12 protein-coding genes and 1 pseudogene are annotated in these 13,906 nt (G+C 63.0%); 8 read left to right on the forward strand and 5 right to left on the reverse strand.

The features are described from left to right. Nucleotides 1-75: 75 nt before the first annotated feature. The 8 genes and pseudogenes from AC1Q9M_RS05945 (at nt 76) to AC1Q9M_RS05980 (ending at nt 6,026) form a co-directional block, all read left to right on the forward strand. Nucleotides 76-702, forward strand: a pseudogene (locus AC1Q9M_RS05945) (SPM autocatalytic domain-containing protein). Nucleotides 703-1,215: 513 nt separating this feature from the next. Then, entirely contained in the window at nt 1,216-2,142 is a 927-nt protein-coding gene (locus tag AC1Q9M_RS05950) for an SPM autocatalytic domain-containing protein (protein WP_492433396.1), read from the forward strand. 62 nt (nt 2,143-2,204) lie between these two features. Next, nucleotides 2,205-2,585, forward strand: a complete 381-nt coding sequence (locus AC1Q9M_RS05955) for a hypothetical protein (protein ID WP_492432881.1) — start codon at nt 2,205-2,207, stop codon at nt 2,583-2,585. 124 nt (nt 2,586-2,709) lie between these two features. Beyond that, on the forward strand, nt 2,710-2,889 hold the full coding sequence (locus AC1Q9M_RS05960) for a hypothetical protein (protein ID WP_492432883.1): 180 nt from the start codon (nt 2,710-2,712) through the stop codon (nt 2,887-2,889). Nucleotides 2,890-3,203: 314 nt separating this feature from the next. After that, the gene (locus AC1Q9M_RS05965; protein WP_492432885.1) at nt 3,204-4,424 is read left to right on the forward strand and encodes an SPM autocatalytic domain-containing protein; all 1,221 of its coding nucleotides are present in this window, start codon (nt 3,204-3,206) and stop codon (nt 4,422-4,424) included. A gap of 11 nt (nt 4,425-4,435) precedes the next feature. Next, on the forward strand, nt 4,436-4,999 hold the full coding sequence (locus AC1Q9M_RS05970) for a hypothetical protein (RefSeq protein WP_492432887.1): 564 nt from the start codon (nt 4,436-4,438) through the stop codon (nt 4,997-4,999). Next, complete coding sequence (locus AC1Q9M_RS05975) at nt 4,996-5,415, forward strand: hypothetical protein (RefSeq protein WP_492432889.1); 420 nt, start codon at nt 4,996-4,998, stop codon at nt 5,413-5,415. Before AC1Q9M_RS05970 ends, AC1Q9M_RS05975 begins: the two co-directional genes overlap by 4 nt. Further along, nucleotides 5,340-6,026 (forward strand): HlyD family type I secretion periplasmic adaptor subunit, encoded by a 687-nt coding sequence (locus AC1Q9M_RS05980; RefSeq protein WP_492432891.1) that lies wholly within the window; start codon nt 5,340-5,342, stop codon nt 6,024-6,026. The genes AC1Q9M_RS05975 and AC1Q9M_RS05980 overlap by 76 nt, the downstream gene beginning before the upstream one ends. A gap of 24 nt (nt 6,027-6,050) precedes the next feature. Here AC1Q9M_RS05980 and AC1Q9M_RS05985 read toward each other — a convergent pair whose 3' ends face one another. The 5 genes from AC1Q9M_RS05985 to gspD all read right to left on the reverse strand — a co-directional run bounded on the left by AC1Q9M_RS05985 (nt 6,051) and on the right by gspD (nt 13,881). Then, a complete protein-coding gene (locus tag AC1Q9M_RS05985) occupies nt 6,051-7,850 on the reverse strand; it encodes an ABC transporter ATP-binding protein/permease (RefSeq protein WP_492432893.1) in 1,800 nt (599 codons plus the stop codon). 87 nt (nt 7,851-7,937) lie between these two features. After that, entirely contained in the window at nt 7,938-8,837 is a 900-nt protein-coding gene (locus tag AC1Q9M_RS05990) for a 5'-nucleotidase (protein ID WP_382161667.1), read from the reverse strand. Between the two features lie 2 nt (nt 8,838-8,839). Further along, nucleotides 8,840-10,069, reverse strand: coding sequence for a type II secretion system inner membrane protein GspF (gene gspF, locus AC1Q9M_RS05995; RefSeq protein WP_382161664.1), 1,230 nt, complete (start codon nt 10,067-10,069; stop codon nt 8,840-8,842). A gap of 160 nt (nt 10,070-10,229) precedes the next feature. After that, nucleotides 10,230-11,672, reverse strand: coding sequence for a type II secretion system ATPase GspE (gspE, locus tag AC1Q9M_RS06000; RefSeq protein WP_382323264.1), 1,443 nt, complete (start codon nt 11,670-11,672; stop codon nt 10,230-10,232). 10 nt (nt 11,673-11,682) lie between these two features. Further along, nucleotides 11,683-13,881: a type II secretion system secretin GspD gene (gspD, locus tag AC1Q9M_RS06005; protein WP_492432896.1), complete on the reverse strand. Its 2,199-nt coding sequence runs from the start codon at nt 13,879-13,881 to the stop codon at nt 11,683-11,685. Nucleotides 13,882-13,906: the final 25 nt, after the last annotated feature.

Here is a 13,906-nt window from a genome sequence, read left to right on the forward strand (position 1 = left end):
GCATCGCAAAACACACCGGCAGTCCACAGCAGAAGGGCTGACCAGAGAGGGAGGGAGGGAGGACACATGAAGTCAATGCACTTCGCCAGCATCTGCACTGGCAGACATCTACGCGACTGTTTGTCGAGGCGACGGGATAGTCACGGCGTGGCCGAGCAAAGCGGCTGGGTGGGCGCGGGCGATGCGCTGTTGGTGCGGGACTTGAACGGCAACGGTCGCATCGACGGCGGCGCCGAACTCTTTGGCAACCAGACCGAGCTGAGCCCAGGCGTGGACGCGGCGCACGGCTTTGCCGCGCTGGGGGCGCTGGACAGCAACGGAGACGGGTAGGTGAATGCGCAGGACAGCGCCTGGAGCAGCCTGCGGCTGTGGAAGGACGCGAACGGCAACGGCATCACCGATGAAGGAGAACTCATCGGCCTGGGCGATGCGGGGGTGAGCAGCCTGGGGGTTGCCCACACCACCAGCACCCAGACCGATGCGCAGGGCAGCCAGCACCGGCAGCTGGGCAGCTTCACGCGCAGCGACGGCAGCAGCGGTGCGATGCACGACGTGTGGTTCGCCACCGATGCGGTGCACCACCGGGAGGTGGACCCGGTGGCGGTGAACACGGCCATTGCGGCGCTGCCCGACATGCAGGGGCTGGGCAACGTGCACAGCCTGCGCCAGGCCATGGCGCGCGATGCGAGTAGGTGGTTATAAATTTAGTTGGACCTGTTGTCTTGGTTTTATCTTTTCTTTGTTAATTGGAAATTAAATGATAGATGGCAAAAGCAGTGTGGGAGTTTTTTTTCGCAGCGAATCCTATTTTTGGGATCGATGGTCATTTATTTTTGTTTGCATTGTGGTTATTGCAGGTTTTGGGTCTTTGTTATTGGATAGCAATTTCATTTTCCTAAGAGAATTTGTTTTTAAAGATAAGGCGGCTGTCTTGCTGCTATTCTCTCCTCTTATTGTATTTTTGATGTGGTTTTGTTTGGTGTTGCTTCCTTTTTCAAATAATTCAATCTCAAAATTTTTCAGGGTTCTTGCGTATTTGGCTTTTTTTCTGCTGTTTAATTTTTAAGGTGAATTGAAATGAGCATTCTCAGAAGTGTAATTGAATGGACTCGACGATTCGAAGAGCTCTCGAACGTGACTAATGCACTTGAGGATCTTGCAAGCGCGAATGGTGCTGTTGAAGTTGGTGCTGCTGCGTCAAAGCTTGCAGCAGAAATGGCCGTTGGAGGATTGGTGGCTGTGCATGTTCGGACAATTTTGCCTGCTGTACGATTGGGTCTTGCAATTTCTGGGAATATTTGGAAATGGGAGGCGTTAACATGGGCGGCTGGCGCAACTACGGGGATAGGCGCTGGTGCAGTGATCGATGCGATTAATGAGTTGCATATCGGTGGGAGAATATACGATTGGACCCATTCCGATCCATTAATCAATAACTCCTTCAACTCATCCACCATCACCCAAACCCGCCGCCTCTTCGGTGAAGCCCGCTACAGCAGCCCGCTGATCCTGGACCTGGACGGCAATGGCGTGGTGTCCACGCGAGGGGTGGGCGAAGGCGCGTACTTCGACCACGACGGCAACGGCCTGGCCGAGCAAAGCGGCTGGGTGGGCGCAGGCGATGCGCTGCTGGTGCGGGACTTGAACGGCAACGGCCGCATCGACGGTGGTGCCGAACTCTTTGGCAACCAGACCGAGCTGAGCCCGGGCGTGGACGCGGCGCACGGCTTTGCCGCGCTGGGGGCGCTGGACAGCAACGGAGACGGGAAGGTGAATGCGCAGGACAGCGCCTGGAGCAGCCTGCGGCTGTGGAAGGACGCGAACGGCAACGGCATCACCGACGACGGAGAACTCATCGGCCTGGGTGATGCAGGCGTGAGCAGCCTGGGGGTTGCCCACACCACCAGCACCCAGACCGATGCGCAAGGCAACCAGCACCGGCAGCTGGGCAGCTTCACGCGCAGCGACGGCAGCAGCGGTGCGATGCACGACGTGTGGTTCGCCACCGATGCGGTGCACCACCGGGAGGTGGACCCGGTGGCGGTGAACACGGCCATAGCGGCGCTGCCCGACATGCAGGGGCTGGGCAACGTGCACAGCCTGCGCCAGGCCATGGCGCGCGATGCTAAGGCTATTCACTAAAAATCAATGGGTAAAAAAGGACAAAAAAATCTCACTCCCATATTTTTTTAATCAAACCTTTGGTGGCATTCCCAATTGGCTTGCTTGCAGGTCTCGCGTGGTATTGGCCTTCTCACGTTAAGAGAGCGGTTGAATGGCAACTATTGTTTACGAGCGCGCTTGGAGCGATATTCCCTCCAATTTTGGCCTATGCATCTAGATCGCAATTTCCAGCCACTACTGCGATTTATATGACGATAGCATTTTTGTTGCTCTCACTGCACTTCTTTTATACGTATAAAGAATTGATGAGTAAAAATGAAGAGCTGTGGTTTGAGCGATTGTGGAATATTCGATCGAGCAAAGATATGGTTGGAAAGTTGATTCTTGTTTTCGTTGTTGCTGGCTTGGTGGTTTTTTCTATTTTTTTAATCCCGGGTACGACTTCAATCTTCTTCCTTTAAATAGTTCAAGAATCGCATTGGCGACCGGTGGATGGCTTGTGGCCGGTGCAATCCCGGCATGGTGCCTTGCATGGATATTTTGTAGCGTACTTGCATTGTTTAAATATTTTCAAGGAGAAAAGACATGAATAAATGGAATGAGCTTGGTGCGTGGGATGTTGCCGGAGGGGTTGCCGTAAAAGCGCGACCTTATTTGAAATCGACAGTAAGTGCGCTTGACGAATTAGTTGTTGCGGCCAGAGCTATGGTGCACGAGCAGTGGACGTTGGTCGTATCTAATCATCAACAAAAATGTTATTGTTAAGTGCGAGTTTGTTGGTGATTTTTTGAAAAATTGGTTGAGAAAATACTTATGTCAATTCCAGATTTGAAGGTATTTCTTTTTATTCTGTCACTATTGTTTGGCGCAGTTAGCGTTTTGTGTGTTTTGATGTGGATGGTGTTCTATACGGAAAAGTACTTTGCTTTTGCATTTGAGCGACCTAATAGGGCGCGGCTTGGAGCCTTCCGTTTTTCAGCCTCGTACTCTGATTGGCAAGTCATGTACTACGTTACGAGAATTATGTTGCTTAGTGCAGCTTATTTAGTGTTTCTTTGGATTTTTGGTTAAGGAAAATCATGTCAATTCCAAATTTTGCTGTTAATTTTATTTACAAGCAAGCTGGTAAATTCATGGGTGGACCTGTCGGCGCTGCCATTGGAGGATTAGCCGCTACAACTGCTCTCGCAACAGAGGAGGTATTTGAGCTTGCATATAAGATTCATGATGGTCAAGCATCATTTCATGATGTATGGCGTGCCACTACTGCAATAGAAGTGGGTCTCGTTTCCTATGGAATACTAGGTGGCGCACTTGGCGTGACAGCCGCTCCTAGCGCATTGGTCGGCTTTGCCGTTTTTAGTGCCGTGGCATTTGCTGCATACCACAAAAATCCAGTGGCTTCTTTGGATGCTCTTGAGGCACTTTTCAATGGCGTGGGTAATGGTGGCCAACCATGGGAAATAGCAGCAACCACAATGAAAGCCTATAGTGCCGAAATTGAACGACAAAAAGCAGTCGATTCAATTTCTAAGACTTCGATTACCCAAACCCGCCGCCTCTTCGGTGAAGCAAGGTACAGCAGCCCGCTGATCCTGGACCTGGACGGCAATGGCGTGGTGTCCACGCGAGGGGTGGGCGAAGGCGCGTACTTCGACCACGACGGCAACGGCCTGGCCGAGCAAAGCGGCTGGGTGGGCGCGGGTGACGCCCTGCTGGTGCGGGACTTGAACGGCAACGGCCGCATCGACGGTGGTGCCGAACTCTTTGGCAACCAGACCGAGCTGAGCCCGGGCGTGGACGCGGCCCACGGCTTTGCCGCGCTGGGCGCGCTGGACAGCAACAACGACGGGAAGGTCAACGCGCTGGACAGCGCCTGGAGCAGCTTGCGGCTGTGGAAGGACGCGAATGGCAACGGCATCACCGATGACGGCGAACTCATCGGTCTGGGTGATGCGGGCGTGAGCAGCCTGGGTGTGGGCCACACCACCAGCACCACCACGGATGCGCAGGGCAACCAGCACCGGCAGCTGGGCAGCTTCACGCGAAGCGACGGCAGCAGCGGTGCGATGCACGACGTGTGGTTTGCCACCGACGCGGTGCACCACCGGGAGGTGGACCCCGTGGAGGTGAGTGCGGCCATTGCGGCGCTGCCCGACATGCAGGGGCTGGGCAACGTGCACAGCCTGCGCCAGGCCATGGCGCGCGATACAACTGAACACCTTGCTTTGTTTGATCAATTTGGTGCGAGGTCGACCACGGGCTTTGCCAATCGCATTGCACGAGATTATTCTTTTTGAATGTGAGTCGCATGAACAAATCCTTGACATCCAAAGGCAAAAAACCCTTTCTATCAAAAAGCTTGCCTTGGGCATGGCATCCGATTCTGGGTTTAGTGGTTCTTTTTTTACCCGAAACGCTTGTTCAATCGCTTGCATCTTTATTGGATTTCTTGAATGTGCATTCGATGCTACCTGCGGTAGCCACGTTGTCATCAAGGTCTGATCATTCTGCCAACGTGTACAGCTATCTTTCGATCAACTGGTTGTTGCTTCCCGTGTGGACTCTCACTATTGTCTATTTAACAAGACACAAGTCGCCTCAGATTAAAAATGCAAAACATGCGCTGATGTTGATCACTGGTGCACTGCTTGTCGGTGGACTGACGTTTCTATTCTTTGCAATCAAGTTTCCTACATCAACGCCTGATGTTCCGATGAGTCGAGGATTCGCTCTTTTGTACTTGCTCGAATCCTCGCGGTTCGGCTTGTGGATCGTGATTGCTGCTGTGACAGGCCTTTGCGCCATGTTTGCGGCAGGCATTATTAAAATCATTCAGTGGTTCTTTCAACACGCAGCCGGAGTTCAACCATGAGCGACACACTTAACATTGCTACATTCTCGGAGGCGGCAGGCTTGGTGTCGGGTGCCTATTTGTCAGGCCTATCCGCTGCGTACCAAAAGCTCCATGACCAATGGTTGTCAGAAATAACCCCTGCTGAGACGAAGCTGCAACAAGTTGTCGAAGCAACGCGAACAGCCTATGAGGATGCCAGTTCATGGGCGCGGACCTTCAGAGATGGAGCTATTGCGCAGGGTAATACGGGCATGGCGGCGGTCATGGACAAGTGGTCGGTGCACTATCAAGCAAAGGCCGATGCTATTGGCTCGCCCATGCGCACGGCCGCTCAAAAAGTATCTGACCTCCATGCGGCATGGTCGAGTACCTGGAGCGGGAGCAGGAGCGCATTGAACAGGAGGCGGATCTGGCCAACCAGCGCAGCCGGCTGAGCGAGATCGAGGCCACGCTGCGCGAAGTGCAAGGGCAGCGCCAGGCCTTGATGGCCGAAACCCGCCGCGCCACGCTGGACAGCACCACCGAAGCCCAGCAGCGCCTGGACGCGTTGGGCCAGGAGTGGAAGAAGGCGGATTCGCGCGGCCGCCTCATGCGCCTGACTTCGCCGGTGGACGGCACGGTGCAGCAGCTCGTGGTGCACACCGAAGGCGGCGTGGTGACGGAGGCGCAGCCGCTGATGGTGATCGTGCCCAGCGACAACCCGCTGGAGGTGGAGGCCTTCTTCGAGAACAAGGACATCGGCTTCGTGAAGGCCGGGCAGGAGGCCGAGGTGAAGATCGAGACCTTCCAGTACACCAAGTACGGCACGCTGGATGCCGAGGTGTCCTCGGTCTCGCACGATGCCATCAACGACGAGAAGCGCGGGCTGATCTACTCCAGCCGGGTGCGCATGGCCAAGACCACGCTGATGGTGGATGGCACCGAGGTGAGCCTCTCGCCGGGCATGGCGGTGACGGTGGAGGTCAAGACCGGGCAGCGCCGGGTGATCGAGTACTTCCTGGCGCCGTTGCTGCAGCACACCAGCGAGAGCCTGCGCGAACGTTGAGCCCGCGCAGGAGGCCAGCGGCGTTCAGTCGGAAGACACGTCCAGCCGGTAACGCGCCCCGCCCGCCGCCGCCTGCTCGTTGGCCCGCAGCGCCCAGCGCTGCCGGTGGTGCGCGGCCAGGGTGGAGCGGTGGGCGATGGAGACGATGGCGCCGTGCGCCTGCTTCACCCGTTCCACCAGGCGCTGGTAGATGGTCGCTTCGGCTTCTTCGTCGAGCGCGCTGGTGGCTTCGTCGGCCAGCACCCAGGCCGGTTTCTTGAGCATCACGCGCGCGATCGCCAGGCGCTGCCGTTCGCCGCCCGAGAGTTTCTGGCTCCAGGCGTCTTCGCGGTCGAGCTGGTCGGTCAGCGCCGGCAGCAGGGCCTCGTTCAGGGCATCGCGCAGGGCTTCGTCGGTGTAGTTCTCCGCCGGGTCAGGGTAGGCCAGGGCGTCGCGCAGGCGGCCGTCGGGGAAGTAGGGCCGCTGCGGGATGAACATGGTGTCCTTGGGCAGGCCCACGCGGCCCAGCGCGTGCGGCCAGATGCCGGCGAGGGCGCGGAACAGGCTGGACTTGCCGCTGCCCGAGGGGCCGTGCAGCAGCACGGTGTCACCGGGCTTCACGTCCAGGTCCACGCCGGCGAGCAGCGTGCTGCCGCCGGGCAGGGCCACGGTGAGGTCTTGCGCGTGGATGCCGTCGGCCGACTCGTTGAGCGAAAGGTCGTCGCGCGTCTGCGACTGGTGCGACAGGCTGGCCTCGAAGCCCACCAGGCGGTCGGTGGTGGCTTTCCAGACCGCCAGGGCCATGTAGTTATCGACCAGCCAGGACAGCGAGTCCTGCACGCGGCCGAAGGCGGAGTTGATCTGCATCAGCTGGCCGAGCTGGATGGCGCCGCTGAAATAGCGCGGCGCGGCGACGATCATGGGAAAGATGATGGCGGCCTGAGAGAAGAAGCTGCTGAACCAGGTGAGCTGTTTCTGGTTGCGGATGAGGGCGAAGTAGTTGCCCATCACGTCGCGGAAGCGCACATCCAGGTGGCGGCGCTCCACCTGCTCGCCGCCGTCGAGTGCGATGGATTCGCTGTACTCGCGCACGCGCACCATGTGGTGGCGGAAGTTGGCTTCCAGCATCTGCTGCTGGAAGTTCAGCCGCACCTGCGGCCGGCCGATCCAGTGCGCGATGGCGCTGCCTACCACGCAGTACAGCACGGCGGCCCACACCATGTAGCCTACGATTTCCAGTTCGCCGCCGCCCAGGAAGCCGGGCAGCGGGACGTTGATGGAGCCGCTGAGTGTCCAGAGGATGCCGACGAAGCTCACCAGGGTGATGAGGGCGTTGAACATGCCCATGGACAGCGTGACGGTGTAGCTGGTGAAGAGGTTGAGGTCTTCCTGGATGCGCTGGTCCGGGTTGTCGGGGTTGCCGTGCTCGTCGGCGGTGAAGCGCGCCAGCTCCATGCGGTAGAAGGCCTTGTTCGCCAGCCAGCGGCCCATGTAGTGGTCGGTGAGCCAGACGCGCCAGCGCAGCTGCAGGATCTGCGTGAGGTAGAACTTGTAGACCGCGAGCACGATGTAGATCAGCGCCAGCCAGCCGAAGCGCCCGATCTGCTGCCAGAACACGGGCTGGTCCTTGGCCTGCAGGGCGTCGTAGAAGACGCGGTACCACTCGTTGATCTGCACCAGCATGTAGACCGTGCCGAGGTTGAGCAGCACCACGGCCAGCAGCAGGCCGCGCGCGCGCCATTTTTCCTCGGACTTGAAGTACGGCATGGCGAAGGCGCCAATGCCTTTGAGCGTGGGCCACAGCGAGGGCGGTCGGCGGGCGGCGGGGGCGGCGGATGTCGTCATGGGTGGGCCCTAGGCTGGTCGGGCGCGGACGGCGCCCGGTGATGGCGCATCGTAGCGGGTCGGCCGGCCCGCTCGCTGAGGCGGGGCTTAGGCGCCGTTGCTGACCCCGCTGGCCACATGCCCGGCAGGCACGTGCAGCGCAGCCGACTCGATGTGGCCGGTCTGGTCGTCGAAGAAGAAATCGGGCTCGAACTCGCGCAGGAACTCGCCCTTGGGCAGGCCGCCGAGAAACATGGCTTCATCGACCTCGATGTTCCAGTTCATCAGGGTGCGGATCGCTCGCTCGTGCGCCGGGGCGCTGCGCGCGGTGACCAGTGCGGTGCGCACGCGCATCATCGGCGTGCCCTCACTCTGCAGGCGGTGCAGGGCTTCGAGCAGCGGTTTGAAGGGGCCGCCGGCCAGCGGCAGCGCGGCCTTGCTGGCCTCGTGTTCCTGGAAGGCCGAGAGCCCTTGCGCCTGGTAGACGCGCTCGGCCTCGTCGGAGAACAGCACGGCGTCGCCGTCGAAGGCGATGCGCACCTCGTTCGGGTGCTCGCTGCTGGCGTGCACCGACTGGGGGTAGACCTGCGCGGCGGGCACGCCGGCCTCGAGCGCGGCGCGCACGTCGGCCAGGTGGGTGGAGAGGAACAGGTTGGCGCGCAGCGGGCGCAGGTAGCGCCAGGGCGGCTGGCCGCGCGTGAAGCTGCCGCGCTGGATCGGCAGGCCGTAGTGTTTGGCGGAGCGGAACACGCGCATGCCCGAGACCGGGTCGTTGCGCGAGAGGATCACCACCTCCACCCGCTGCGCCTGCGCGTCGTTGAAGGCGAGCAGCTTGTGCACCAGCGAGAAGGCCACGCCGGGCGCGGCCGGCTGGTCCAGCCGGTCGAGCTGCAGCTTCATGTAGGCGCGGTCGTCGCCGGTTTCGAAGAGGCGGTTTTCTTCCTCGAAGTCGAACAGGGCGCGGGAAGAGATGGCAACGACGAGCTTGCCTTCGAGGGAAACGCCCATGGTCAGGTGACGAGTTGGTTGAGCTGGATGATCGGCATCAGCACCGCGAGCACGATCAGCATCACGACCAGGCCCATGCCCACGATCAGCAGGGGCTCCAGGATGGTGGCCATGTGCATGGCGCGGCGCTGCACCTCGTCGCCGAGCTGTTTGGCGGCGCGGTCCAGCATGGCGGGCAGCTGGCCGGTCTGCTCGCCCAGCCGGGCGAACATGGACACCAGCGGCGGAAAGCGCTTCTTGCTGCCCAGGGCCGAGGCCAGGGGCGCGCCTTCGCGCACCAGCACCACGGTGTCGAGCGCGTCGGCGCGCATGGCCTGGTTGGAGAGGGTTTCGGCGGCGGTCTGCAGGGCGCGCAGGATGGGCACGCCGGCCGCCGCCAGCATGGCCAGCGTGGCCGAGAAGCGGGCCGCGTTGTAGCCGCGCGCCAGGCGGCCCACCAGCGGCAGGCGCAGCCAGGCGGCGTCCATGCGCAGGCGGATGGCTTCGTTGCGGCGCGCGAACACGACACCACCGATGCCCAGCGCCAGCAGGGCCAGCATGAACCAGCCGTAGGAACGCACGAAGTCGCTCAGGCCGAGCATGACCACGGTGAGGAAGGGCAGGGCGCGCTTGCTGCCGGCGAACACGTTGGCCACCTGCGGCACCACGTAGGAGACGAGGAACACCACGATCACGATCGCCACCAGCGTGACGATGGCCGGGTAGAGCGAGGCCGCGACGATCTTGTTCTTGAGGGCTTCGCGCGCCTCCAGGTCGTCGGCCAGGCGTTCGAGCACGGTGCCGAGCAGGCCGCTCTGTTCGCCCGCGGCGATCACGCCGGTGTAGATGGGGGAGAACTCGCGCGGGTGTTGCGAGAGCGCGCGGGCGAAGGTGGAGCCGCCGTTGACCTCGGAACGCAGCGAGGCCATGAGGTTGCGCTGTTTTTCGTCTTCGGACTCTTCGGTCAGGGCCGAGAGCGCGCGTTCCAGCGGCAGGCCGGCGGCCACCAGGCCGGCGAGCTGGCGCGTCCAGACCGCGAGGGCGGTGGCGCTGAAGGCGCGACCGCCCCAGAGCGTGATGTTGAGGCCCTTCGCGGCCGAAGTGCCCTGCGAGCCCGCGGCGGGTTCGACCAGCAGCGGCACCAGAGCGCGCGCGCGCAACATGCTGCGCGCGGCGCGCGCGGTGTCGGCGTCGATCAGGCCTTTCTGCGTGGCGCCCTGGGCGTCCAGGGCTTCGAAGGTGTAGGCGGGCATCAGCAGGAACTCCCCCCTGCGCCGCTGGCGCGGCTTCCCCCCTCGCTGACGCGCCTTCGGCGCTGGGAGGGGGGACGCACCCTTGGGCCGGCAGAGCCGGACCCTCCGGCGCCCTGCACGAGACACGTCTTGCCGGGGAGATCGCGTGGGCGATTCATATTCAATCTCGGGTGACCGACATCACTTCTTCCGGCGAGGTGATGCCCGAATCGATCAGGCGCTGGCCGTCGGCGCGCATGGAGCGCAGGCCGGCGTCTTCGGCCGCCACATACACCTTGCTCTCGGCGGCGCGGTTGTGGATCAGCGCGCGGATCGTGTCGTCGGCCACCATCAGTTCGTAGATGCCGGTGCGGCCCTTGTAGCCGGTGTGGTTGCACTGCTCGCAACCCACCGGGTGCCAATGGCCCTTGTCGTCGGCGCGGCGGCAGTGCGGGCAGAGCTTGCGCACCAGGCGCTGCGCGAGCACGCCCAGCAGCGAGGAGCTCAGCAGGAAGGGCTCCACGCCCATGTCGGTCAGGCGGGTGACGGCGCTGGGCGCGTCGTTGGTGTGCAGCGTGGCGAGCACGAGGTGGCCGGTGAGCGAGGCCTGGATGGCGATCTGCGCGGTCTCGAAGTCGCGGATTTCACCAATCATGATCACGTCCGGGTCCTGCCGCAGGATGGCGCGCAAGGCCTTGGCGAAGGTCAGTTCGATGCGGGCATTGACCTGCGTCTGTCCCACGCCGGGCAGTTCGTATTCGATCGGGTCTTCCACCGTCATGATGTTCTGAGCGTTGGCGTCCAGGCGCTGCAGCGCGGCGTACAGCGTGGTGGTCTTGCCCGAGCCGGTCGGGCCGGTGACGAGGATGATGCCGTGCGGCTGGCCGATGAGCTTGCGGAAGGCGTTGAGCACATCGCCCTGCATGCCCACGGCTTCCAGGCTGAGCTTGCTCTCGCTTTTGTCCAGCAGGCGCAGCACGGCGCGTTCGCCGTGGGCACTGGGCAGGGTGGAGACGCGCACGTCCACCGCGCGGGTGCCGATGCGCAGCGAGATGCGGCCGTCCTGCGGCAGGCGCTTCTCGGAGATGTCGAGCTCGGCCATGATCTTCAGGCGCGAGATCAGCGCCGCGTGCAGCGCGCGGTTGGGCTGCACGACTTCGCGCAGCGAGCCGTCGACACGGAAGCGCACGCTGGAATGCCGTTCGTAGGGTTCGATGTGGATGTCGCTCGCGCCGTCGCGCGCGGCCTGCGTGAGCAGGGCGTTGAGCATGCGGATGATGGGCGCGTCGTCGGCGGTCTCCAGCAAGTCCTCGATCGCCGGCAGCTCCTGCATCATGCGGCTGAGGTCGGCGTCGCTCTGCACCTCGCTGACCACGGCGGCGGCGCTGGACTCGCCCTGGGCGTAGGCCGCGCTGATGCGCTGCTTGAGCGTCTCGCCGCTTTCCCAGCGGATGTCGTTGACCGGGTGCACGCGCAGGATTTCCGTCAGCGCCGAGAGGCGACGCGTCTGCGCGCCGGAATCGGTGGCGGGCGTGCTGCTGCCCAGCAGGGTCAGCGTGGCGCCGTCGTCCTCGATGAGCCAGTGGTGCTCGCGGGCGAAGGCGTAGGGCAGCGGGTACTTCACGGCCGCCGCCTCACTGCCGGGGTGCCGTGTTCTGCGGCGCCGGGTTCACCGGGGGCGTCGTTTGCGGGTCGGCCAGCGAGCGCACCGGCGCCGTGCCGTCTGGCGAGGGCGCGCGTGGCGGCAGTTGCGGTGGCATGACCGGCGCCTCGTTCACGCCCAGCACGCCACTCTGCCGGGGTTGGGCGTCCTTCTGCACCGAGCGCATGAGTTCGTAGCGGTCGAGTGCCAGGCTGCTGGTTTCGCGCCCGTCGCGCATCACCACGGGGCGCAGGAACACCATCAGGTTGGTCTTCTTGCGCGAGCGGGTTTCGCTGCGGAACAGGTTGCCGAAGATGGGCACATCACCCAGGCCGGGCACCTTCTCCTGGTTGCCGGCGTACTCGTCCTGCAGCAGGCCGCCCAGCACCACGACCGCGCCGTCCTCGACCAGCACGGTCGATTCGATGGTGCGCTTGTTGGTGATCAGGCCGGTGGTGGAGTTGACCGAAGAGGGCACGACGTTGCTGACCTCCTGGTAGATGGTCATCTTGATGGTGCCGTTCTCGCTGATCTGCGGCTTCACGCGCAGCGTCAGGCCCACGTCCTTGCGCTCGATGGTCTGGAACGGGTTGACCGAGCCTTCGTTGCTGCCGGTGTTGGTGAACTGGCCGGTGACGAAGGGCACGTTCTGGCCGATCACGATCTTGGCTTCTTCGTTGTCCAGCGTGAGCAGGTTGGGGGTGGAGAGCACGTTGCCTTCGCCGTTTTCCTGCAGGAAGCGCGCGAGGAAGCCCAGCACGTACACGCCGTTGGTGCGGCGCGCCAGGCCCAGGTTCATGCCGGGGGATGGCGTGGCGTTGCCCTGGGCCAGTTCCAGGATGTTGCGGCCACCAGTGCCGAAGTTGGTGCCCAGCAGACCGATCACGCGGTCGCCCGAGCTGCCGAGCGCGCCTTGCCACTGGATGCCGAACTCAGCCGCCTTCTCGGCGTTCACTTCGGCGATCAGGCTTTCCACGTAGACCTGGGCGCGGCGCGAGTCGAGCTGGTCGATCACGGCGCGCAGCTGGCGGTACTGCGGTTCGGGCGCGGTGATGATGAGCGAGTTGGTGGCCGGGTCGGCCTGGATCTGGCCGCCGGTCGACGGCGAGCCGCTGGGCGTGACGGCGGCGGTGGCCGCGTTGTTGTTGTTCGCGCCTGCGGTGCCGGTGGGCGTGAGGGCCGCGCGGTTGAGCGGGGACGTCGCACCACCGCCCAGGGAACCGCCGCTCAGCCCACCGGAGGACTCACCCGCCAGCGCGGCGCGCAGGGTGGTGGCCAGCGAGGTGGCGTCGGCGTTCTTCAGGTAGACGACGTGGATGTTGCCGCTGAGCTTGTCGGACGAAGGCTGGTCCAGCCGGGTCACCAGCGAGCGCACCAGGGCCAGGCGGGCGGGGTTGGCCGCGCGCAGCACCAGGCTGTTGCTGCGCGGTTCGGCCACCAGCGTGGTCTTGTACGACTGGTCGGCCTGCGCGCCGCCGCCGGCGGTGGCGGGGTCGATCAGCCGGGTGACGAGCGCGGCCATGTCGGCCGCCACGGCGTGCTGCAGCGGGATGATCTCCACGTCGGTCGCGCCTGCGACGTCGAGCGAGGCGATGATGCGGCCGATGCGCTGCAGGTTGTCCGCGTAGTCGGTGATGACCAGCGAGTTGTTGCCGGGGTTGACGTTGATGGTGTTGTTCGGGCCGATCAGCGGGCGCAGCACCGGCACGAGGTTGTTGGCCGATTCGTGGTTGAGCCGGAAGATCTGCGTGACCACGGTGTTGGAGGCGGGCAGGGCCGACACCGAACCGGCGCTCACCACGTTGCCCTGCAGCTTGGCGTCGGCCTCGGGCACGATCTTGTAGAGGCCGCCGGTGTCCACCAGCGAGAAGCCCTGCAGCCGCAGCACGGCGGCGAACTGGTTGAGCGCCGCGGTGGGGGTGACGGGCCGCTCGGTGACGAGGTTGACGGTGCCCTTCACGCGCGGATCGACCACCACGTTGCGGCCCGTGATGGTGGCCATGGTGCGCGCCACCGCTTCGATTTCGGCGGCGACGAAGTTGAGGGTGACGGGCTCGTTCGCCGCGGCCGGCGCGCGCGCCGTCTGCGAGATGCCGTTGCCCGACAGCAGGCACAGGACCAGTGCCAGCGCCGTGAGCGCACCGCCGTGGGCTGCACGGCCCGGGGCGACACGGAGTGGGTTCGGTTTCATGGTCGGATCGTATCTTGAAGTGTGG

This window comes from Hydrogenophaga sp. GW823-FHT04C09 (assembly GCF_058796355.1).